Genomic DNA, 23,594 nt, shown 5'->3' with positions numbered 1-23,594 from the left:
TTTAAAAAAACAGTTTTGCAATAAACATATCAACCACCTCAACAAGAATAAGGATAATAATAATCCATTCTAGTTTACTACTTTCTTTGTGATCCATTATGTCTTTAAAAAGCTCTAGATTTTCTTTGATAATCTCTATTCTATCATGGATTAATCTATATCTGTCTTTTAAGTCGAAAGATTGCTTTAAATCGTGATTTAACTTGTTTAATTGCTCGTTTTCTAAAGTTATTTCTGGTGAATCGAAAATATACAGGTTTTCTGAAATTTTATTTTTTATGTTGAGTACTTTACCAATAAAGCGCTTTAGCTTGTTTCCAGAAATATCCAACTTCCCTTTATTTTCAAGATAAAGAGTATGTTGGTTGGTTTCAATTAAAAGTTCTTCGGTAATTTCAGAATAGTTATCCAACGCTACAGACTGTGATGCATTCAACATCACCAATCGCACCATTTCCTCATCAATTTCAGGTAAAATGACTTTTTCAAACTCCACTTTTAATGTATTGGGTTGAATTGAGATTTGTACATCTTCAGAAATTTTGTCGGAAAAGAAGTCTTTACAAAACGGTTTTATTTCATCTAATGCTGCATTAATTTCGTTGGTAGTCATATTAAAAAAACTCACCATTCCATATTGAAAAATATAGATGAATTTTTCTTTTGAATAGCTATAAAAAAGCTCATCACTATCAGAAAAAAGCAACTCCCATTTAAAGTTATTTTTTCCTTCTCTAACTTGTATTAAGCTAGACACTTGGTAAGCAAAAACGGTATACATTAATATTTAAAAATCTCGCTTGGGTTAGTAAACGATTTAAACTCTACAGTATAATCGTTTGGGTCTTTTAGAAAAAACGAATGATGTTCTCCTACTTTCTCAATTAAAAAATCAACTTCAGATTGAACAGGAACATTTCTAAACTTTAAGGTGTTTAAAAGCGTTTTCCATTTTTGCTGCTCTAAAATAATTCCGAAATGAAAGGATGGTAAAATTTCACCTCCAAAAGAATAGCTTTGACAATCAAAATTAAAAGGACCACTTTTAGTAAATGTAATTTGATTATTGTACAAATTAATATCAACCCAGTTTTGTGCTGATCGTCCTACCTGAGCACCAAGACTATCAACATAGAAAGCCTTTGTCTCACTGATACTTAAGCATGGTAATGCTAAATGAAAATGTGCCGACATAACATTATATTTTACATAAATTTAGTTTATTTTTCAATACGCTCAACTAAGTTTGAAGAAAATGAATTAAGCCTTTTGATAGATAATTTTGGTGAAGAATTTAAGAAGTCGCCAAAATATGGCGACTTCATTTTTAAGTATATGCTATTTTTCAGACTAGATCTGTTCTAAAACATCAAAACTGTAGTGTGTGACTAATCCTCGTCAGAGTCAGCCTCTTGGTCCATTTCAGGTTCTTGTACTGCTTCTGGATCATCATCGTCATAATCTTCATAATCATCTTCATCATAATTCTCCATTGTTACAGCTAATTTAGTACTTACTTTTACTAAATACTTAGTGTCTTCAGTACTTACTTCTACAGCTTCAACAATTTCGTTATTAGCATTTTTGAAAGATATAACGTGGTCATCATCATAACCATCAGGATATTTTTCAACTAACAATGCTAAAATTTCTGGTGTTAATTTTTTAAAATCAACAATTACGCGCTTAAGATTGTCTTTTTTGTTCATAATTACATATCTAGTAGGTAAGCAAATATAAGTGGCGCAACAATAGTAGCATCACTTTCTATAATAAATTTTGGTGTGTTAATATCTAATTTTCCCCAAGTGATTTTTTCATTTGGGACAGCTCCTGAGTACGACCCATAACTTGTTGTTGAATCGCTTATTTGACAAAAATAACTCCAGAAAGGTGTATCAGTACGTTCCATATCTTGGTATAGCATTGGCACCACACATATAGGGAAATCGCCAGCAATACCTCCTCCTATTTGGAAGAAACCAATTCCTTTTTCAGAATTATCAGTGTACCAATCGGCTAAAAACGTCATGTACTCAATACCTGATTTCATAGTACTTGCCTTAAGCTCTCCTTTTAATACATAACTCGCAAAAATGTTACCCATAGTACTGTCTTCCCAACCAGGAACAACTATTGGTAAATTCTTTTCTGCTGCTGCATACATCCAAGAGTCTTTTAAGTCTATCTCGTAGTATTCTTCAAGTACACCACTCAATAACATCTTGTACATAAATTCATGCGGAAAATAACGCTCTCCAGCTTCTTCGGCATCTTTCCAAATTTTAAAAATATGCTCTTGCAATCTTCTAAAAGCTTCCTCTTCAGGAATACATGTATCAGTTACTCGGTTTAAACCTCGCTCTAACAAATCCCACTCTTGTTGTGGTGTTAAATCGCGATAGTTTGGTACACGCTCGTAATGAGAGTGCGCAACCAAGTTCATGATGTCTTCTTCTAGATTGGCTCCTGTACAAGAAATAATATGTACTTTATCCTGACGAATCATTTCAGCAAAAATCTTCCCAAGCTCTGCTGTACTCATAGCTCCTGCAAGAGACACCAGCATTTTTGCTCCTGAGTTTAATTGGTCTTCGTAAGCCTTTGCTGCATCAACTAATGCTGCTGCATTAAAGTGCAAATAATACTTTTCAATAAATTGTGATATGTGTCCTTTAGTTGTCATCCTCGTCATTAAATTTAGAAAATTTATTTATTCCTGAGCTGTTATCGCTAAAATTATTGTCATAATCATCATCTACATCTTCATTTAAGAATTTATAGGTTAACATTTTATAATACAGCTTTGCAGCTAAAAAGTCTGATGATTTATCAATTTTATTTGGGCACAACTCAACGATATCAAAACCTACTACGTTTCTCTCAGCAAATACTTGCTTTAAGAATTCTAGTGTCTCGTACCAGAATAATCCTCCTGGTTCAGGTGTTCCTGTACTTGGCATAATTGATGGGTCAAAAGCATCTAAATCAAACGTGATAAATACGTTATCTGTCATTTGATCTATTGCAGAATCCATCCAGTTGTCATCTTCAGCCATTTCGTGAGCAAAATAGGTTTTGTCCTCATCCATAACTGTTTTCTCCATAACATCCATTGAGCGAATACCTACTTGAATTAAATTAGTAGTTTGACTTGCTTCATAAACTGCACATGCATGGTTACATTTTGAACCTTCATACTCTTTTCGCAAATCAGCATGTGCATCAATTTGCAATACTGTTAAGTTATCAAAACACTCGTTAAACGCACGAATACTTCCTATTGAAATAGAATGCTCTCCACCAAAAAGGGTTACAAACTTATTGCGTTTAATATACTTTTTAGTCATTTCATGTACAGCATCAACTACAGCTTCTGGTGATGCGCTTTCAGTAATTGCATCTGCTAAAAACACACCTTGCTTGTAAACCTCAGTATCGGTTTCAATGTCATAAAGCTCCATATTTTCAGAAGCATCTAAAAAGGCATCAGGACCTTTGTCGGCACCTTTTTGCCAAGTACTTGTACCATCGTAAGGCACAGGAATTAAAACAATTTTTGAACTGTCTAATTTGGAATATTCTTCTGAAATTCCAGCATACGTTTTATTGCTCATGGTAACCTAAAATTTTAAGTAAGTCTTCACTTTTTTGTTGTTCACTAAATAATTCTGTTGTGATGTTTCCATCGTTGTCTTTATCAATTAAAATATGTTTTGGCGACGGAATCAAGCAGTGTTGCAAACCTCCAAATCCACCAATGGTTTCTTGATATGCTCCTGTGTTAAAGAAGCCAATATACAAGGGTTTTTCTTTGTTATATTTTGGCAAGTAAATAGCATTCATATGCTGTTCACTATTGTAATAATCGTCACTATCACAAGTTAATCCTCCTAACAACACACGCTCATAACTATCGTTCCAACGGTTTACTGGAAGCATAATAAAGCGCTTGTTTATTGCCCAAGTATCAGGCAATGTTGTGATAAAAGAAGAGTTAATCATGTTCCACTTTTCACGGTCGTTTTGTTGCTTTTGGTACAACACCTCATAGATTGCTCCTCCACTTTCTCCTACAGTAAAGCTACCAAATTCGGTAAAAATATGTGGCACCTCAACATCTGCTTCATCACAAGCAATTTTAATTTGGTTGATGATTTCATCTACCATATACTCATAATCAAACTCAAATGCCAACGAATTTTTAATTGGAAATCCGCCTCCAATGTTTAAGCTATCCAAGGTTGGACATATCTTTTTTAAGCTAATGTAAACTTTTAAACATTTTAAAAGCTCGTTCCAGTAATACGCATTATCACGAATTCCTGTATTAATAAAAAAGTGAAGCATTTTCAGTTCTACCTTTTTATTATCCTGAATTTGACTTTTATAAAATGGCACAATGTTTTTATAACCAATCCCTAATCTTGAGGTATAAAACTCAAATTTAGGCTCTTCTTCTGATGCAATACGGATTCCTACTTTAAACTTGCCTTTAATTTCTTCTGAAAGTAAATCTAGCTCTTCATAGTTATCAATAATTGGAATACAGTTTTTATGACCATCGTTAATTAGTCTAGCAATATTGGTGACGTATTGAGAACGCTTAAACCCATTACTAATCACATAGGTTTTATCTGTAATTTTTCCAGCTTTCTTTAAGCTTTCAACGATATCAATATCAAAAGCCGAAGAGGTTTCGATATGAATATCATTTTTTAAAGCCTCGTTAAGCACATGCTTAAAGTGAGAACTTTTTGTACAGTAACAATAGTTATATGTTGCTGGATAATTATGTTTTTTTATCGCATTATCAAACCATGTTTTTGCACGATTGATGTTATTTGATATTTGCGGTAAATAGGTGAATTTTAAAGGAGCTCCATAAGTTTCGATTAATTGTTTTAAATCGATATCATGGAATTGTAAATGGTTATTTTCAAGTTTAAACTCCTCTTGAGGAAAATAAAAAGATTGATTGATTAAATCAATGTATTTAGTATTCATGTTTTTGTTTGTTTTTACTCTTTTGAGACAAGTTAATCAATAATGCCATATAAAATAGCAAAATCAATTGGTTACATTATGTTTTAAAATTTAAAAATGTGAATTATTCTGGAATTCAACATTAAGATAACAACAAATTAATGTATATCAAACTTGTATTTGAGGATGGGTTGTAGGAATGAAGCCATACAAATGTTGGCTCATAACGATGTAGTAAGCGGAAGTTAGCTCTAAAATTCGGTTACTTAACCTATAAGCAGTTTTTGAATATGACTTCCTGATGTTCAAAAACCCGAACGTAAAAACAGATTTCAATTTGTTCAGCTAAATGCACTGCAAATGAAATACATTTTTTTTATAAAAAAAGTTTTTTTTTATTTTTTTTAAACTTTTTAACTACAACATCTTTAAGGTGTTGATTTCCTGAATTGTAAGGTGCTTCCAGTGACCGCGAGGAATGTCTTTTTTGGTAAGATGTGCAATCGCTACACAATCAATTTTAATGATATTATATTTTAAATGATCAAAGATGGTTCTTATTACTGTGTTTCCTGTATTTTTAATTTTTAACCCTATTTGATTTTTTGATTCACCTTCAATATAGCTAACTTCTTCAACATATATTTCTTTTCCGTCAACCTTTAAACCATCTTGAATAGCTTTTAAGTCTTCAAATTTTAAGTTTTTATCTAGTTCTATTTGAAATAAGCGTGTTACACCATTTTTAGAATTGGTGAATTTTTTAACCACAGTTTCATCATTGGTAAACAACAATAATCCTGTTGAGTTTCTACCTAAACGTCCAATAGGTTTAATACGTGCGCTAGTTGCATTTGCTACCAAATCCATTACTGTACGTCCTTTGCCTTCGCTTGTGGTTGTAGCAAAACCCTTAGGTTTATTAAGTAAAACATATGTTTTTTTCTCAGGTGTTATGCGTGCTCCATCATAACGCACATCGTCATCAAGTTGCACTTTATAACCCATTTCGGTAACTACTTTTCCATTTACAGTTACCAAACCAATTGCAATATGCTCATCAGCTTCACGACGAGAACACATCCCTGAATTGGCAATGTATTTATTTAAGCGTATTTCATCTGCTGACGCCTTTGTGGTGTTTTTCTTTTTCATAGGAGCATTTCCTCTTGCATAGCTTTTTCCTCCAGAGTTGTTTCCTCCTCTTCCAGATCGAGTTCCTTGGTTGTGTCTTTGTCCTCTACCTGATGGTCTTTTGCTTCCTCCTGTACCTTGCTTTCTGCTCATATCTTTATTCCGTTAAAACGGAAATTGTATTAATTAAACTAAATTTTGCTGCAAAGATATACGATAAATTATTGCTTATCGAATAAAAGTGATTTTATTAAGTACTAAGCCAATATCAATCAAAGGAATACTAATGACTCCTAAAACTATAATAAGCTTTAAAATATTATGAAGAATTAAGTATTGTGATTTTGAATTTGATTTCCATAGCATTACAACAAACACTAAAAGCAACACAATACTTACATAAAAGTAATAACTCATTTTTCCTACTTGATACTGAAAAATTAGCAGCAGCGTAGGTACTAATGTCAAAACACTTAAAACAGTGAGCATTAATTTTGAAGCTTTTTCGCCATACACCACAGGAATAGTATGATAGTCTTGAGCCATATCTCCCTGAAGATTTTCTAAATCTTTTGTAAGCTCGCGCATAGAAATCACTAAAAACAAAAACATAGCATGCACAAAAACTACGTGCTCAAAGTTTTTATAGTATACAAAAATGACAAAGAAAGGTGTAATGGTTAAAATAGCAGAAACCAAGTTACCAATAAACGGTAACTTTTTTAATTTATGAGAGTAAAACCAAATTGCAAAAATATACACCGAAAAGAATACTACCGCTCTAAATGACACGTAACTAGCCATAATAACAGCAATGAAATTAAGCACAAAATAGAATGATAGCTTCGTGTTTTGACTCACTAATCTGTCTAACATTGTTTTTCTTGGCCTATTGATTAAATCCTTTTCAGAATCGTAGAAATTGTTAATAATATAACCTCCAGCAATAGCAGCTGCCGATGCAAGTACAAGCATTAATAAATTAAGGTCTAAAACGACTTCCTTTACTGGTTTATCATGTGCTAAAATGTAAATGGATGCTAAATACTGCGCAATTACTACAACCAAAATGTTATAGCCTCTAATCACAGAAAACATACTGAAAAACTTAAGTAGTATATGTTTTTGTTTTCTGGTTAGCATAAGAATAAAGGATTATTTTGAAGTTACTCCAATAGATGCATGGAGCTACAAAAAAGACCTAAAAATTATAAACCACTTCTAGTTTATAACCTTCTAACGCTTTTTTGGCTTTATTAATATCTTCAGTGAAACCTAAAATATAGCCTCCACCACCAGAACCGCAAAGCTTTAAGTAGTAATCGTTGGTTTCTAAACCTTTCTTCCATAGTTCATGAAATTGCTTTGGAATCATAGGTTTAAAATGATTTAAAACCACTTTAGACAATTGCTTGGTATTATTAAACAATGATTTAATATCACCTTTTAAGAAGTCTTCAACACAAGCATCAGTATGTTTTATAAATTGGTCTTTAAGCATATTACGGAAACCTTCTTGCTTCATGTTTTCCATAAAAATACTTACCATAGGAGCTGTTTCACCTACAACACCACTATCTAATAAAAAGACAGCACCTTTACCGTCTACTTTTTGCGAAGGTATACCTGTTGCTTCAATATTATCTTTTGAATTGATAAGAATTGGCAAACTCAAATAACTGTTTAATGGATCTAATCCAGAAGATTTTCCATGGAAAAAGGATTCCATTTCAGAGAAAATAGCTTTAAGCTGCAATAACTTTTCACGTGTTAAATTCTCTAAAACGGTTATTTTATCATGAGCATATTTATCGTAAATCGCTGCAACAAGTGCACCACTACTTCCTACACCATAACCTTGTGGAATAGACGAGTCAAAATACATTCCGTTGGCAATATCTTGCTTTAATGCTTCAATATCAAAAGTCACTAATTCAGCATCAACTTGTTCTAAATAATCAGCAAATCGTTTTAAAGCATCATTGGATGCTTTTGCTTCATTGGTAAGTTCTGACGCTACTTTTAAAGCTCCATTGTAAAAATTATACGGAATAGATAATCCTTTGGAATCTTTAATGATTCCATATTCTCCAAAAAGTAGGATTTTTGAGTAAAAAAGTGGTCCTTTCATAGTTTCAATAGCAATCTACTATGTAAATATACGATTAATTATTCTATTTGGTTCGCTCCAAAACCAATTTGGTCGCAAATATATTCGCCATTTTTACAATATGCAACTAATTCGTTTTCAATAAAGTTAAGAATTTCTACTTTTTCAGATTCTGGATATAATATATGAACATTAGCACCTGCATCTAACGTAAAACCAATATGAAAACCTGTATCTTCTCTAAACTTCCAAATATGATTAATTACTTCCAAAGTGTTTGGTTTCATTAAAATGTAATACGGATTGCTAGTCATCATCATCGCGTGCAAGGTTAACGCTTCGCTTTCTATTAGATTGATAAATCCCTTTAAATCACCAGCTTCTAGAATTGGTTTTAGCTTTTCAAGATTATCGTGAGCTTGCTGAAAACGACTTGCTGCATACGGATGATTATGCATTAAATTATGACCAACTGTACTACTTACTTGTTTTTCGCCTTTATCAATCAACAAGATGGTATCTTGATAGTTTTTAAAATGGTCGTGAACTGCATAAGGATATTTCACTCCAAACAAATCACTGCTTTCAGCTACGTGTTTTGTGTGTCCCCAAACAATTAAATCACCTTCCACACTTCTGCATGCCGAACCAGAACCTAAACGTGCCAAAAACGATGCTTTTTGATTAAAAAACGCATTTGACATGTCGGTATTAAACAGTTTTTCAACACTCATTAAACACAATGCCAAAGCACTCATTCCTGAAGCAGATGATGCAATTCCTGAACTATGCGGAAACGTGTTTTTTGTTTCAATAGTAAAATGAAAACCCTTTAAAAACGGCACATATTGCTCAACACGCTTAAAGAATGTTTCAATTTTTGGTTTAAAAGCATCTTTTTTTTCACCATCTAAAAACACATCAAACGAAAAATCGCTAGTCACCTCCTTTTGCTTGTATGATAGTGTTGTTATGGTTTTGCATTGACTTAACGTAAAACTTATAGATGGATTCTCTGGAATTTGCGGATCGCGTTTTCCCCAATATTTCACCAAGGCTATGTTACTAGGCGATTCCCAAGTGACTTTTCCTTGTTTTAAAGTGTTTGTATATGGCTTTGGAATAAAATCTTGTTCGGTCATTATCTCTAATTATTCCGACAAAGATAACAACTTTAGCATTGTTTTATAGTTTCTAGCCGTTGCTGTGACATTTAATTTCTTTTCGAAGAAATTATTGTTGTATTTGGTTTTCCCATAACCTGTGGAACAGTAAAAATAAATACAGTTTTTGGTTATTGAAACTTCTTCGTTAGGGTATTTTATTTCAGCAACAACATCAATCAATTCTTGCTTTGGCGCATCATACAATAATGAGAAGTAGCTGTTTTGCTTTTTTTCTTCGGAAAAAGGGCAATCATCAAAAATTTGTCGCAGTACTTTAGGCGTTATTACCAAAACAGGCACATCAAAGCCAAAATGTTTTTTTACAGCAACTTCTATTTGATTTTTAAGTATTTCAGCAGATGCAGCCGCATCAAAAATGACGTTACCTGTCTGAATATAAGTTTGCACATTTTCTAAACCAGAACCTGTTAATAGTGTACGTAATTCTGCCATCGGGATTTTCTTGTGTCCCGATACATTAATACCACGAAGTAGTGCTATATATTTCATAATTTATTTCCCTCCTAGAAAGGAGGGATTAAGGGAGGTGTATTATTTTCTTCAAATTTAAGAATATAATCTTCAATTGCTCTAATAACATTATCAATATCATTCATGATTTGAAAATCAGAAAAACGCAAAACATAAACCCCTAAATCATTCAATCGTTTTGTCTTTTTCACATCCTTTTCATAAACCTTTAATATTTCATGAGAATAGCCATCACACTCAATAGCTAATTGTAATTTATTACAAAAGAAATCAACGATGTATTCATCAATAGGCTTTTGTCTATGAAAATCGTATCCATACATCTGGCTTCTGCGTAAATAAGTCCAAAGTTTAATTTCTGACTTTGTAGCGTTATTCCGAAGTTGCCTTGCTAATTCTTTAAGTTTTGGATTGTAATAAATTTTCATTCGAAACTAATTTATATGAACACACCCCTAATCCCCTCTTTTTAGAGGGGACTTTTTTTGGCTATCGTCTTTGCAGCAATAAAAGCTCCTGTCCACGCATTTTGGAAGTTAAAGCCGCCTGTAATGGCATCTATATTGAGTACTTCGCCAGCAAAATATAAATTAGGAACGCGCTTACTTTCAAACGTTTTAAAATTAACTTCTTTTAAATCGATACCACCTGCAGTAACAAATTCGTCTTTAAACGTACTTTTTCCATTGACATCAAAAACAGCTTGTGTTAACTGTTCTGTAAGACTGTCTAATTCTTGCTTGTTTACATCTGCCCAACGTGTATCTTGAGTCATACCAGACGCTAAAACCAATTGCTGCCATAAGCGTTTAGGCAATTCAAACTGTGGTAATTTATAAACTAGTTTTTTACCAAAATCGTGTTTGATAGCTTTGAGATGATCTAAACAACTCTCAAAATCTTGCTTTATAAAATTAATTTCAATTTGAAATTTGTAATCCATTTTTGCTAATTCCACAGCGCCAAAAGCCGATAATTTTAAAATCGCAGGTGCGCTCATTCCCCAATGGGTAATAAGCAAAGGTCCTTGCGATGATAAATCGGTTTTTAATATGTTTACTTCTACATCTTGAGCAACAACTCCTGGAATGTTTTTGATACGTTTATCATTAATATTAAACGTAAATAACGACGGAACAGGTTGCACAATCGTATGTCCTAATTGTGATATTAATTTCCAAAATTTCATGCTACTTCCTGTGGCTACAAGTAGCTTTTCGCATTGAAAATTGGTGTCTTTTGTTTTAATTTGAAATACCTCTTGCGCTTCTAAAATTTCAATATCCTGAACATTTTGACTGTACAAAACGTCTATTTGAAGTTTTTTTGCTTCGTTTAAAAAACAGTCTATAATAGTTTGTGACGAATCGGTTACTGGAAACATACGTCCATCTTCTTCTATCTTTAATGCCACACCACGTTTATCAAACCACTCAATGGTATCACCAGTCATAAACTGATGAAAAGGTCCTAACAACTCCTTTGCGCCTCTTGGATAATTATTTACTAATTCCTGCGGCATAAACTCTGCATGCGTCACATTGCAGCGACCACCTCCAGAAATTTTCACCTTTTGTAAGCCTTCTTTATTTTTTTCTAGAATGCAGATATTGAGCTTTGGGTTTTGCTCCGCACAATTAATAGCCGCAAAAAAACCTGCTGCACCACCTCCAATTATTATAACGTCGTAATGTTTCATTAGCTATTTAATGGACGCATTAATCCTTCTTGAGCCACTGAAGCTACAAGTTTTCCGTCGCGCGTAAAAATGTTTCCTTTGGCAAATCCGCGAGCATTTGATGTATTAGGCGATTCAATAGAATACAGCAACCAATCGTCAAAATCAAAATCTCTAAAATACCACATAGAGTGATCTAAACTAGCAGTTTGCGTATTTCCCCAATGTGCTTTACTAGCATGACGGTTCATTGCAGCCGCAAGAATATTATAATCTGAAACATACGTTAGAATTTGCTGCTTTGATGCTAAATCCAAATTACTTGTATCGCCTTTTAATTTAAACCACACGTTTGTAAAAGGTGGCAAATCTTCTTTATTAAACGGATTTACAACCTCAACAGGTTTAAACTCAATTGGGCGTTCAATTTCAATAAATCCTTTAGTTTTTTTAGGAATCGCATCGCCAAATTGCTCTAGCATATCAGTCCAACTCATTAGTTCTTCTGGTTGCTTCACCTTGGTATTTATATCAATTTGATGATTATAGCCATCTTCCTTTTTATGAAACGATGCCGAAAGAATAAAAATGGTTTTTCCGTTTTGATCTGCAGTGACACGACGTACCGAAAAACTTCCGCCATCTCTCACCAAAGCCACATTATAAATTATAGGAAGTTCTAAATTTCCTGCTTCTAAAAAATACGCATGCATAGAGTGTAAAACTCTATTATTAGTTATGGTTTGCGAAGCTGCATTAATGGCCTGCGCCAAAACCTGACCACCAAACACATTTGGGCTTCCTACGGTTTTATTATACCCTTGAAACACATTAACATCAACGGATTTTAAATTGAGAAGTTCGAGTAAATCTTCAACTTTTGTCATAATCATAAAGGCTTTTCAGTTTCAAAATTATTAAAAATGAGCAAGCAATAGCTCATATTTTATAAATACTTTAAGGTTAATAATTTTAGTTTGGTTAACAATCTCAATATCTTGTCAGCATGAAGATTTTTATAATGATTAAAGCCCAAATTTTATTTTTCGCCTTTATTTTAACCGCTTGTCAAACAGGAAAACTTGATGTAGTTTGCAATATACCTGAACATCTCACTGAGGTTTCAGCTATTGAAACTATTGATAACAATGACTTGTTTTGGGTTATTGAAGATAAGGGAAATGCTAACAACCTTTACGCAATTGATGTTAACGGAACTTTAAGTAGAGATATAGACATTGATAATGCAGATAATATTGATTGGGAAGAATTGACTTCGGACACTGAAGGCAATATTTACATTGGAGATTTTGGGAACAATTCAGGTAAACGCGATGATTTTTTTATTTATAAAGTAGCGCATTCAAATTTGAATGATGACGACGTTAATGCTGAAAAAATTGAGTTTTCGTTACCAAAAGGTATTAAAAAGAAGGATTTTGAAGCTTTTTTCCTGTTTAATGACCATTTTTATCTTTTTAGTAAAGAAACCAAAAAATGTGTATTGCTTAAGGTGAAAAATGAAATAGGAAAGCAAACCGCAAAACTTGTTACTGAATTTAATCTTGACGGAAAAGACAATAAAATCACCTCTGCTGATATTAGTAACGATGGTAAAACTGTAGTGCTTTTAAACCATGACAAGCTATGGAAAATCACAGGCTTTAGTTCAGATAACTTTTTTAAAGGTAATGTAGAAGCTCAATATTTTGACCATAACTCTCAAAAAGAAGGCATTTGCTTTAAAGACCAAAACACAGTTTACATTTCTGAGGAGCGCAATGGCGATTTAGGCAGTAACATTTACAGCTTTAAGCTTCATTAAAAGTTTAAACCAAAGCCAAACGAGAATCGCCAACCTTCGACACTATTAAAAAAGTTGAAAGTTCCTGAAAGACTTTCGGCAGCAGTTATCCAAGTACCAAAACCGTAGTCGTTGTGCCACTTTTCGGAATCTTCATATTTTGCCCAAACTCGACCTACATCAAAACCTCCAAAAACACCTATTTGAAATGGTAATGTTTTTGTTTTAAAAGATGGAAAGCTGTATCGTAAATCGGCACTTGTAACCAAGGAACTTTTTCCTGTAAATCGGTCTGTTCTAAAACCTCTTAGTCCATTATGTCCACCAATAATTGCACCTTGATAAAACAAGAAGTCATCACCAAATCTTAGCTGAGTTCTGATATCTGTTTTAAGCACAAGCTCTCGCATACCAAGAGCATTGTAAAACCCTAAATTTGAGTTTACAAAAGCAAATATGTTTTTAAACTTTTCTAATTCGGTTTTTGCTCCTGCATTAAACATAAACGTCATTCCTTTGCTTGGATTGATTTTATTATCAAAACTTTCATATTCATAAGTTGCATCAACTGATGAAAAATAACGTCTTTCATAAAACTCTTCATCTGAACCAACAGGAACCAAATCGGTAATTATTCTATTTGGTGAGTCTTGTAACTCTACACCTTCAAAAGCAAGTTTAAACCCATAATCACTACCAAATCCTGATTTTTTCACAATTCCAATAGATGCTCCATAAACACTGGTTTTTACCCTATTGTAATCTAACCCTAAATCGTCATCATTATTTACGGTTTCATTACCATATCCAAAGTAATTATTTGCAAAATTCTCACTAGTAAGTACTCCGCTTAAATGCAAGTTCCATTCACCAAAAATATTTGCAAATTCACCTTCGTACCTTAAATCAAAACCGCTTGTTGCAAAATAATATCCTGTTTTAAACCTATGTTCTTGTGAAAACGGATTACGTTGAAATCCTTTTACTGAGTAATGAATTGAACCACCAATTAAGAATCCATCATCTGGGTTGAACCCCAAATTTGGTGTAATTACAGTATTTCTAGTAATATTTTTCTTGAAATCAAAAAGGTTTAGGTTGTAAACATCTGTCAATTTTATCTGCGCGCCTTTATTTTCTTGAATTGTGTTCTTTTTACTTTTATGGTCGTAGATTTTAACGCGTCGTCCTTTTTTTATAATATAAGTGTCGTTTTCTTGACCTCCAATTAATCTTGTAAAAATTAAGTTGTTAGCTTTGCCTGTAACTTCAAAAACATCTTTATCATCTAAACCATAAATCCATAGCTCCTTTGTGATGTCTTTATCAAAAACTCTATCAACCAACACATCGGCTTTTTCTCCATCTTTAATTCTTGAGATTGTAACCTTAGTTTTGTTGTCTCCAATACGCTTTACTTCAATATAATCGTCTTTATCAGTTGCTGAAAGAATTACTAATTCGTTTAAATAATTGTAATACCTTTTGGCAATGTCTTGTAGATTACCTCTACGTCCTTTTAGCTTTTGTTTGATTTCTTCAAAAGTTTCGTCTTGGACTTCTTTAGGTGTTTTTGAAAAAGCGTGCTCAATAACATCATCTGTAACGTTTTCTTGTAAAAACTGTGCTTGTGCTAACCATACATCAAGTTCGGATTGCTGAATTAAAACTCGGTCTAGTTTAACTCCAGCACTATTCATCCATTTGACGTCTTTCAGTTCTTCATCATATACTTGTAACTGATTTGTAGACCCTGAAATTACTCTCATAACATCTAACAACGCACCATCAAAATTTGAAAATACTTGGTCTCTATCTCTTGGTATTGGTTTGTAGAGTTTATCTCCATTTTCTTGGTCAAATTGTGCCCAACGCCATTGATCTTGATGTCTGTCCCAATCTCCAATTAGCATATCAAACAAACGTGCACGAATGTATGCTTCTTCGTCTATTTTATACTCTTCGTCTTTACGTACTTTTTCAATGATATCGTGTGTGCTTTCAATATCATCAGCATAACCAAAAGTTCTTTCATCAGTATAATTGTCTTCTGGTCGCTCTTCAATCATATACAACTCATCACCATATTCAGTATTAAAATCACCTAAGTGTTTATGCTTTGGAATATAGTACAGCTTTGGGTTGGTATGATATACATCTGCAGCATCAGACAAATCAGGAACTACCATAAACGCATAAGGATGGGCTGCTGTATAGAAATCGAGAATTAAACTTTCAACTTCGGTTTGTTCAAACTGATCTTCAATATAATTTTCTTTAAACAAAACCGCTTGTAAGTACTGCGTTGCACTTTTTCGTAATGCTCTCATGTTGAGTTCACGACCATCTTTTGTCTTTAATCTTAGAGATCTTGTTTGGTGTCCTCCACCTTTTCTAACTACTTCTAAACCTCCATAGAGGGTATCTAACGTAGCTACTTTAGCTTTAATTTTTGTACTATAAACTTTTCGGTAGTGATCTCCCCAAACCGATTTAAAAAACATAGATTTATCTGTTTCTTCTTCATCGTAAACAGAAACCTCAACTTCATTAGGAAACGTATCAGGAAGCGATGATGTATCAAAATGCTTGTTTGGTTCATAAACCTCTTTTTGAAACAGTACTTTAGGTGTATTACCTTCGGCATCATAATATCTCACCCAAGAACTTCCGTCTTTAAAAACGGTAAGTTCAGCAAACCCTTGCTTTCCATACGAAAACAATCCATCATGTGATAATGCTGCATAAGACTCTTTAGCTCCTGATCCTGAAACTATTTGTTTTATACCTTCGTGCTCAATGTACTGCAAGGTATGTTCATGACCTGAAACAAAAACGATGTTTCCACTTTCCTTCGCTAAAGTTTCTATTCTGTTAACGAGTTTATGGTATCTTTCGTTGTATCTATCTTGTATTGAAATTCCTCCTTGAGTTCTAATTTGTGTAATTACCGAACCTAAAATTGGCATTGGAATTTTTTGCTGCAATGGAAATAGATGCTTTATTGCTGCATATTGTCCTCCATGTGTACCATTAGTGTACATAGGATGATGCATAGCCAAAACAATGGTCTTGTTCTGCGCTTTTTTAATTTCTCCTTCGAGCTCTAGAATAAATCTATCTCTTGTTTTTATTTCGCACTCATCATTTATAGTTGGGTTATGATTCCAGTTTTCGAGATACCACTGACTATCTATAATGATTAATTGAACTGTTTCATTTACATCTATACTCTCTAAAGGACAACCGTTTTCAGGCAAAAAAGTGTTTTTCCCTAAAGCATCCTCCACATATTTCTCTTGCGCTTTAACACCTTTTACACCATTGGCATACCACTCATGATTGCCAGGAATAAAAATGATTTCACCTTTAAAATCTTTAACCGATTTAAATTGAGCATCAAGATTGTTTTCATCACTTGCTCTCAATTTATGGTTTTTACCATGAAGTCCTGAAGGGTATACATTATCTCCTAAAAAAAGAACATAATCGTCTTTTGTTTTCTTTCCTTGCAAATGTTGATTTAAAGCCGTTAAACCTTTTGACATTCCATTTTCTGGAGATAAACCTGCATCTCCAATAAGATAAAATGTTTTATCAATTTCTTTATCAGGAAATGAAGGTTGCGACCACTCTTCACTACTATATTGAGGTTTGTAAGTAGCGCAACCAATGGTTAAAAAAGTAATGACGCTTAAAAACAAAAGCTTTTTTGCGGATATCATATGTAAAATTTTATTATAAAAATACTAATTAAGAACTGCATGACAGCATTGAACACCCTATTTTATGTCTTGCCCATTCTGGTCGTTTTGCAAACCACTTTCCATTTTCTGGTTGTTCGTCGTAGGGCTTTTTTAACAATTCAAACAACTCTTCAACCAAGCTATAATCTCCTTCTTCGGCTTTATCTATTGCTAATTGTGCCATGTAATTTCGCAATACATATTTTGGGTTTACAGCATTCATTTTTTTAGAACGTTCAGTGCTACTCAACGTTTCCTTTTTTAATCTTAACGCATACTTATCAAACCAAAGCAGCCACTTTTCTTTTATTTCATTAGATATTTCAGAATAAAAAGCAGGCTTTATGAGTTCTAAACTTCTTTTTGGATTATCTACTGAAAACTTAGAAAGCAACCTAAAAAACAGTGTCATATCTGTTTCAGATAATAATAACGTTTCTTCTAACTCATGAATAAGTTGTACATCTGAAGCCTCTTTAAATTCTAAACCAAGTTTTGAACGCATCATTTCTAATGATTGTTTATCAAAATTGTTCTTGTAGGTTTCTAATGCTGTTTCAAAAGGTGTGGCATCTTCAACCAGAGCATACAACGCGTTTGCCAGTTGGTATAAATTCCAAAGTCCAATATTGGGTTGATTTCCAAATCTGTATCGCTTATGTTGAGCGTCTGTTGTGTTTGGTGTCCAACCATAATCAAAACCTTCTAGCCAACCATAAGGTCCATAGTCTATGGTTAAACCAAGAATTGACATATTATCAGTATTCATTACACCATGTACAAAACCTACTCGTTGCCAATGGATAATCATCTCTAATGTGCGTTGACAAACTTCATCAAAAAACTTAATATAAGTCTCTTTTGATGGCTTTCCTAGGTGAGGAAAAAACTGATTAATTGTATAATCGGTTAATTGAGTAAGCGTTTTTAAATCTTGTCGTGCTGCGAAAATTTCAAAATTCCCAAAACGAATAAAAGTTGGTGACACTCTACAAACTATTGCTCCTTTTTCATAAGCTGAGTTACCATCGTACATCACATCTCTAAGTACTTTTTCTCCTGTTGACAACAATGCCAAAGCTCTAGTAGTTGGCACTCCTAAATGATGCATTGCTTCGCTACATAAATACTCTCTAATTGATGAGCGCAATACTGCCAAACCATCACCTTGTCTTGAGTATGGAGTTTCTCCTGCACCTTTAAGCTGTAAAGTCCATTGCTTGTTGTTTTGCTGAATTTCAAAAAGGTTTATAGCACGACCATCACCTAATTGTCCAGCCCAATTACCAAATTGATGTCCACCATAGTTCATAGCATAGGGTTTTGTGTTTGGATACACACTGTTACCAGACATTATTTGCAAAAAATCATTTGATTTAAGGTCTTGCGCTGTTAAACCTAAGTTTTTAGCTAAGTCCACTGAACTATGAATCAACTCAGGGTTTTGAGCCAACTTAGGATTAACATAAGAAAAACACGCCTGTTCAACTTGTCTTCTGGTGTTTTCTAAAACTACATCAGAAGGCAAGTTCTCAGAAAATGTGTTATTGATATTGAATGTTATCATATTAATTTATCGGCATGCAGTTGACGTAGTTTAGCTAATTTTGGAGTAATTACAAAATTACAATAGCCATAATCAGGATTATTCTTATAAAAATCTTGATGTTCAACTTCGGCATCATAAAACACATCTAGTTCACTAAGCTCTGTAACTATAGGGCTTTCAAAATATACATTAAGCTCATTTAAAACCTGTTCAGCTACTTTTTTCTGATTGTCATTATGATAAAAAATAACTGAACGATACTGTGTTCCAACATCAGCTCCTTGCCTATTTAAAGTTGTTGGATCATGCGTTGTCATAAAAATTGTAATGATATCCTTATATGAAATTATATTAGGATTAAACTCTATTTGAACTACTTCGGCATGACCTGTGAGCCCTGAACAAATTTCTCGATAGGTTGGTTTACCAGGAACTGTTCCTCCAGAATATCCTGAGGTTACCTTAACAACGCCTTTAACCTGTTGAAAAACGGCTTCGGTACACCAAAAGCATCCACCACCTACTGTTGCTAATTCATGTGTTGCATTCATAATGTTTAACCTTCCTTTTGCAACGTTAATGACTCCGAATTTACACAATACCTTAATCCACTTGGTTCTGGTCCATCGGGAAAAACATGACCTAAATGCGCATCACAAACGTTACACATAATTTCCACGCGAATCATACCAAACGAAGAGTCCTTTTCATATTTAATAGCGTTTTCCTTTATAGGCTGTGTAAAACTAGGCCAACCAGTGCCTGAGTTAAACTTTATGGTAGAATCAAACATTGGTGTATTACAGCAAACACAATTGTATTTACCTGCTTCGTGTGTTGAACAAAAGGCTCCTGTTCCTGCCATTTCAGTACCTTTTTTTCTTGTAATTCGATATTGATCGGTAGTGAGTAGCGCCTTCCATTCTTCTTCTGTTTTTTCAACTCTTTTATCTGGCGTTGGATTACCATTAACTGAAAAATCGATAATATTTTTCCAAGTAAGCATATGTTGTCCTTTCTTTTATTAATTAAAACTGAAAAAAATGTGTTCAAAATTAGTCGACATGCTTCTATTTTACTTACAATCAAAGCGTAAAAGCAGTCTGCTGTTTTTCGTTTTTTTTTAGTACTTTGTATTCTATAAATTTAAACAAGATTTATGTCTAAACTAGTTGAAAATGCTGAAAAGTTTGTTTTTGATCTTTTTAAAAATGACCTTGACCAAACGTTTCTTTACCATAATTATACACATACCGAACGTGTACTAAGAAGCTTAAGAGAGATTCTTGAAAACTCTGAAGTTAACAAAGAAGATTCTGAAATTTTAGAACTTGCTGTTTTATTTCATGATACAGGTTACACCAAGCTTAGAGAGGGTCATGAAGAAGAGAGTGTAAAAATAGCTTCAAAATTTCTAAAAGATAATGATGCAAGTGATGACTTGATAGCTTCGGTTAGTGAGTGCATTATGGCTACAAAGTTTAAAGACACTCCTAAAACTAAACTAGGCAAAATTATAAGGGATGCTGATGCTTCGCATTTTGGTAAAAAATATTTTAATGAAGCCAGTGAGTTTTTAAGAAAGGAAATGGAAATACAAGGTGTTTGCAAGTTTTCACCTAGCGAATGGCTTGAAGAAAACATAAAAGTACTTACCGAAAAGCATGAGTTTTATACTGATTATGCTTTAAAAAATTGGCAAAGACAAAAAGAAGAAAACCTTGCTAAACTGATAAAAAAGAAAAAGAAGAATAAAGAAAAAGCCAATAAAGAAAAAATAAAGGCAAAGTATAAAGCACAGTATAAAAACGAAAGTCCTGAACGTGGTATTCAAACTTTTTATAGAGTTGCATTAAGAAACCACATAAAACTTAGTGACATTGCGGATACTAAAGCCAACATATTACTTTCGGTTAATGCTATTATTATTTCTTTGGTACTTTCTAACCTAATGTCAAAGCTTGATTCTCCTTCAAATAGCTATTTAATAGTACCTACATTAATATTTACTGTTTCTAGTGTGGTTTCGATGATTTTATCAATAATTGCTACAAGACCAAATATTACCAGTGGTGAGTTTACCAAAGAAGATGTTAAGAACAAAAAAGTGAATTTAACCTTTTTTGGAAACTTTCATAAAATGGAGTTAAGTGAGTACCAATGGGCAATTAGTGAGCTTTTAAAAGACAAAGATTACGTGTACAGTTCTTTAACCAAAGACTTGTACTTTCTTGGTAAAGTTTTAGACCGAAAATACAGGATTTTGCGTTTAACCTATACTATTTTTATGGCTGGAATGGTAATATCTGTGATTGCTTTTGCGGTATCTTTTAAAGCTCAACACCCAAAGAAAGACATTAAAGATGTGATTACTAAAAACGAGTATAAACTAAACCCAAAAACTTCAACAAAAAGCAGTGATTCTTTTTATATTACTGCTTAAGTGTTGCCATTAAATCGTCATAGGTGTAGAATTTTTGATCCTCTTTATCAGTGTATAAGATACTGGCTCTTATAGCTCTTAAACCAGTAACACTTTGTAGGTCTTCTAGCTCTAAAATTTCGACCTCATCACCAAGTACGTGCTTAGATTGCAAGAACTTTACATAACGCATGTATTCTTGCTCATCTTCTTTTTGAGAATATACTATAGTAATTTTTCCTTTGTGTGTAATTCTATCAGTAGTTCCTTTAACAAAAGCTTTGTCCACACGTTTTTTTACAACTTCATATCTTGCATTGTAAGTACCATCTACATCAAAACGTTTTTCATCCATTCTAAATCTTATAGACAATGGTTGATTAAACACTAAAATCATTGAAGTAACGTCTAAAGACATTGGATACTCGTGCTGATTGTTGTAAAATTCATTTTCCATTTCGCACATTACCTGAAGCTGCCATAACCTTAGGTTGTACAAGTATATATTATCAAAGCTATCTTCTTTTGTAATCGCTTCTCCTATATACATATTATGCTCAACTCCATCGGTTTTATAACGCTCAAAAAAGTGTGGGTACATTTGTTGCGCATCAACTTGTTTTTCGTCCAGCATACTAGACATTTTTTTATTGATAAGCGCAATGGTATCGTCATAGTTTTTTCTGTAGTAATAAATCATCCCTAAGTTGGAATCAATTTTACTAAAGTAGTCTTCTATACTTTCTTTTAATTCAGAATGTTTAGCTAGTAAAAACTTAAATAAAGCGTCTAATTCTTTATGGAAAAACGCAGCTATTTGTTGCTCACTATCAACTTTAAAATCGGTCTCAATTTCTTTAATATAAGAATCAATTTGAAATCTTACTTGGTCATAGATAGGCATATTTAAATGCTCAGGAATATCTTCAAGAATTTTATTAGCAAAAGACAGTTGAAGCAATAAATCTTTTTGAGTAGTTAAATTTCTGGCTTCTGATGATCCTTTTACATCAATTTGCCCAAAAAGTGGATATACTTTTTCAAAAGAAATTTTTTGAAACATTGCATTTCCATCATTATTGTGCTGATCAATTAAAAATTGCTTTGCAGCTTTTTTAAATTTCCACGACACACTAGGATGTATAGATGTGCATTCTTGTTGTATAACTGCCTCTATTAAGTTTTCTTCTTCGCGCTTAGATCGTTTAACCGAAGACACTATAAATGGCATTACATCGATTAGCTTGTTAGCTACAATGCTATTAAGTACATGTGGTTTTTCTGAAGCTATTTCAAGAACCCCCAATACTTCATCTTTATCAGCAATTGGAGCTAAAATAGCACTTTTAATACCTTGTTTGTTTAAAATAGAAACATGAGGCATTTCTTCTTTATCTACACACGATTTTTCTACATTAGATACCGAAAAAAATTGCTTTTGGTTTATGATTAAATCATAAGACCAATCACAAAGTGCATTTTTACAACTTAAATGATCTTGATCACATAAAAGAAAACTCTCAATACCTTCTCCATAAACTCGTTCAAAACTATCATCTTCTTTATTATAAATAGAAAAACCAACTTTTAAATCTTTAATTCCTAAGAAAGAACTAAAGATATTCTGGAAATCGCTCATAAAGCTTTTATCCTTACGTTTGGCTTCTCCTATAAGTGTAGATTTTATATTGGAAATAGATTGGTCATCAGTAACATCAAACATGTTAGAAATAACAAACCCTTTAAACTCATAACTATTAGGTGGAAACTTTTCTTTCCACAAATCGAGATTATCAAAATTATCTAGTAATTCTTCGTAATCGTCTTGAGTGACTTTAGGAGCATTCTTTTTTGGTACAACTTCGGTAAAATCGGCATTATACAAAATCTTATAATACCTCATCACTCCTTTTTCATCAGGTATTTCGTATAAAAATGGACGTTTAAAGCTTAAATCGTAACCATAATGAAGATTCAAAATAATAGTACACGCAATAATGTACAAATCACTTTCAGGAAGGTTTTTAATTTTAAGTTCAAAGCCATCACCTGCAGCTTTTACTATTTTCTTGAAACGCTCAGAAGAGTTAAAAATAATATTCTGAAATGGTAATGAAACTGCTTTAATTTCGTTATTAGTTAAAGCGTCACTAAAAGTATCTTGTAAAATTGTAGTAATCAGTTCTTGATGCTCTTTCAAGGTTGATTCATCATCAAAGCCATCTCTCAATATACTATGAGGTTCTTGTAACCTAAGTATTCTTTCTGCTTTGGCTTTTTCAAAATCATCTCCTGTTTGCTTCAAATCTTCGTAATATTTGAGCAACTTATCAAAGCTTATCTTAAGCTCAAAAGGCAATTGTGTATTAGGATCAAAATGCTTCATAGTGTGCTGCAAATTTACGAATAAAATAGATTGGTCGTAATTTTATTGATTAAATAACATAATGACTCAACAGAAAAACATGTTTAAAATAACGATTATTTCTGTTTAATGATGGGGAAAA

21 protein-coding genes are annotated in these 23,594 nt (G+C 33.0%); 2 read left to right on the top strand and 19 right to left on the bottom strand.

Features of this window, described 5'->3' with window-relative positions; genetic code table 11:
* Position 1 precedes the first annotated feature (1 nt).
* From ABD011_RS03905 to ABD011_RS03840, 14 genes are all read right to left on the bottom strand, one after another.
* Positions 2–781 carry an RMD1 family protein gene (locus ABD011_RS03905; RefSeq protein ID WP_129759354.1) on the bottom strand — a complete coding sequence of 260 codons (780 nt, stop codon included), beginning with the start codon at positions 779–781 and terminating at the stop codon, positions 2–4.
* Positions 781–1,194 (bottom strand): VOC family protein, encoded by a 414-nt coding sequence (locus tag ABD011_RS03900; protein WP_129759355.1) that lies wholly within the window; start codon positions 1,192–1,194, stop codon positions 781–783. Before ABD011_RS03900 ends, ABD011_RS03905 begins: the two co-directional genes overlap by 1 nt.
* Before the next feature lie 194 nt (positions 1,195–1,388).
* Complete coding sequence (locus tag ABD011_RS03895; protein ID WP_129759356.1) at positions 1,389–1,709, bottom strand: hypothetical protein; 321 nt, start codon at positions 1,707–1,709, stop codon at positions 1,389–1,391.
* Positions 1,710–1,711: 2 nt separating this feature from the next.
* Complete coding sequence (locus ABD011_RS03890; protein ID WP_129759357.1) at positions 1,712–2,686, bottom strand: deoxyhypusine synthase family protein; 975 nt, start codon at positions 2,684–2,686, stop codon at positions 1,712–1,714.
* Positions 2,676–3,617, bottom strand: coding sequence for an agmatinase (gene speB, locus ABD011_RS03885; RefSeq protein ID WP_129759358.1), 942 nt, complete (start codon positions 3,615–3,617; stop codon positions 2,676–2,678). The genes ABD011_RS03890 and speB overlap by 11 nt, the downstream gene beginning before the upstream one ends.
* Positions 3,607–5,007 carry an arginine decarboxylase gene (locus ABD011_RS03880; RefSeq protein ID WP_129759359.1) on the bottom strand — a complete coding sequence of 467 codons (1,401 nt, stop codon included), beginning with the start codon at positions 5,005–5,007 and terminating at the stop codon, positions 3,607–3,609. Before ABD011_RS03880 ends, speB begins: the two co-directional genes overlap by 11 nt.
* 396 nt (positions 5,008–5,403) lie before the next feature.
* Positions 5,404–6,273 carry a pseudouridine synthase gene (locus tag ABD011_RS03875; RefSeq protein WP_131506071.1) on the bottom strand — a complete coding sequence of 290 codons (870 nt, stop codon included), beginning with the start codon at positions 6,271–6,273 and terminating at the stop codon, positions 5,404–5,406.
* Positions 6,274–6,348: 75 nt separating this feature from the next.
* Positions 6,349–7,263 (bottom strand): geranylgeranylglycerol-phosphate geranylgeranyltransferase, encoded by a 915-nt coding sequence (locus ABD011_RS03870; protein WP_129759361.1) that lies wholly within the window; start codon positions 7,261–7,263, stop codon positions 6,349–6,351.
* A gap of 58 nt (positions 7,264–7,321) precedes the next feature.
* The gene (locus ABD011_RS03865; protein WP_134198582.1) at positions 7,322–8,251 is read right to left on the bottom strand and encodes a mevalonate kinase family protein; all 930 of its coding nucleotides are present in this window, start codon (positions 8,249–8,251) and stop codon (positions 7,322–7,324) included.
* 38 nt (positions 8,252–8,289) lie between these two features.
* On the bottom strand, positions 8,290–9,372 hold the full coding sequence (locus ABD011_RS03860) for a diphosphomevalonate decarboxylase (protein ID WP_343795930.1): 1,083 nt from the start codon (positions 9,370–9,372) through the stop codon (positions 8,290–8,292).
* A gap of 9 nt (positions 9,373–9,381) precedes the next feature.
* On the bottom strand, positions 9,382–9,906 hold the full coding sequence (locus tag ABD011_RS03855) for a DUF1697 domain-containing protein (protein ID WP_343795928.1): 525 nt from the start codon (positions 9,904–9,906) through the stop codon (positions 9,382–9,384).
* A gap of 14 nt (positions 9,907–9,920) precedes the next feature.
* Positions 9,921–10,316 carry an endonuclease domain-containing protein gene (locus tag ABD011_RS03850; protein ID WP_343795926.1) on the bottom strand — a complete coding sequence of 132 codons (396 nt, stop codon included), beginning with the start codon at positions 10,314–10,316 and terminating at the stop codon, positions 9,921–9,923.
* Between the two features lie 41 nt (positions 10,317–10,357).
* Entirely contained in the window at positions 10,358–11,587 is a 1,230-nt protein-coding gene (locus ABD011_RS03845; protein WP_343795924.1) for a BaiN/RdsA family NAD(P)/FAD-dependent oxidoreductase, read from the bottom strand.
* Positions 11,587–12,453 carry an acyl-CoA thioesterase gene (locus ABD011_RS03840; protein ID WP_343795922.1) on the bottom strand — a complete coding sequence of 289 codons (867 nt, stop codon included), beginning with the start codon at positions 12,451–12,453 and terminating at the stop codon, positions 11,587–11,589. The genes ABD011_RS03845 and ABD011_RS03840 overlap by 1 nt, the downstream gene beginning before the upstream one ends.
* A gap of 119 nt (positions 12,454–12,572) precedes the next feature.
* Here ABD011_RS03840 and ABD011_RS03835 point away from each other — a divergent pair, with 119 nt between their 5' ends.
* Complete coding sequence (locus tag ABD011_RS03835) at positions 12,573–13,391, top strand: hypothetical protein (RefSeq protein ID WP_238155758.1); 819 nt, start codon at positions 12,573–12,575, stop codon at positions 13,389–13,391.
* On the opposite strand, the gene ABD011_RS03830 is transcribed toward ABD011_RS03835, so the two are convergent.
* Genes ABD011_RS03830 through msrB form a run of 4 tightly spaced genes read right to left on the bottom strand, consistent with a single transcriptional unit; the run spans position 13,388 to position 19,671 of the window.
* The gene (locus ABD011_RS03830; protein WP_343795919.1) at positions 13,388–17,095 is read right to left on the bottom strand and encodes a metallophosphoesterase; all 3,708 of its coding nucleotides are present in this window, start codon (positions 17,093–17,095) and stop codon (positions 13,388–13,390) included. The genes ABD011_RS03835 and ABD011_RS03830 overlap by 4 nt on opposite strands.
* Positions 17,096–17,123: 28 nt before the next feature.
* Positions 17,124–18,680, bottom strand: a complete 1,557-nt coding sequence (locus ABD011_RS03825) for a protein adenylyltransferase SelO (protein ID WP_343796780.1) — start codon at positions 18,678–18,680, stop codon at positions 17,124–17,126.
* On the bottom strand, positions 18,680–19,216 hold the full coding sequence (gene msrA / locus ABD011_RS03820; RefSeq protein WP_134198577.1) for a peptide-methionine (S)-S-oxide reductase MsrA: 537 nt from the start codon (positions 19,214–19,216) through the stop codon (positions 18,680–18,682). Before msrA ends, ABD011_RS03825 begins: the two co-directional genes overlap by 1 nt.
* 5 nt (positions 19,217–19,221) lie before the next feature.
* The gene (gene msrB / locus ABD011_RS03815; RefSeq protein ID WP_343795917.1) at positions 19,222–19,671 is read right to left on the bottom strand and encodes a peptide-methionine (R)-S-oxide reductase MsrB; all 450 of its coding nucleotides are present in this window, start codon (positions 19,669–19,671) and stop codon (positions 19,222–19,224) included.
* A gap of 153 nt (positions 19,672–19,824) precedes the next feature.
* Here msrB and ABD011_RS03810 point away from each other — a divergent pair, with 153 nt between their 5' ends.
* On the top strand, positions 19,825–21,108 hold the full coding sequence (locus ABD011_RS03810; protein ID WP_134198575.1) for a Pycsar system effector family protein: 1,284 nt from the start codon (positions 19,825–19,827) through the stop codon (positions 21,106–21,108).
* Here the strand turns inward: ABD011_RS03810 and ABD011_RS03805 are convergent.
* Positions 21,098–23,473 (bottom strand): GAF domain-containing protein, encoded by a 2,376-nt coding sequence (locus ABD011_RS03805; protein ID WP_131506081.1) that lies wholly within the window; start codon positions 23,471–23,473, stop codon positions 21,098–21,100. The two genes, ABD011_RS03810 and ABD011_RS03805, sit on opposite strands and share 11 nt — an antisense overlap.
* Between the last annotated feature and the right edge of the window lie 121 nt (positions 23,474–23,594).

This window comes from Gaetbulibacter jejuensis (assembly GCF_039524015.1).
Taxonomy (GTDB): domain Bacteria; phylum Bacteroidota; class Bacteroidia; order Flavobacteriales; family Flavobacteriaceae; genus Gaetbulibacter_B; species Gaetbulibacter_B jejuensis.
This window is presented reverse-complemented; position numbering and strand designations above follow the sequence as displayed.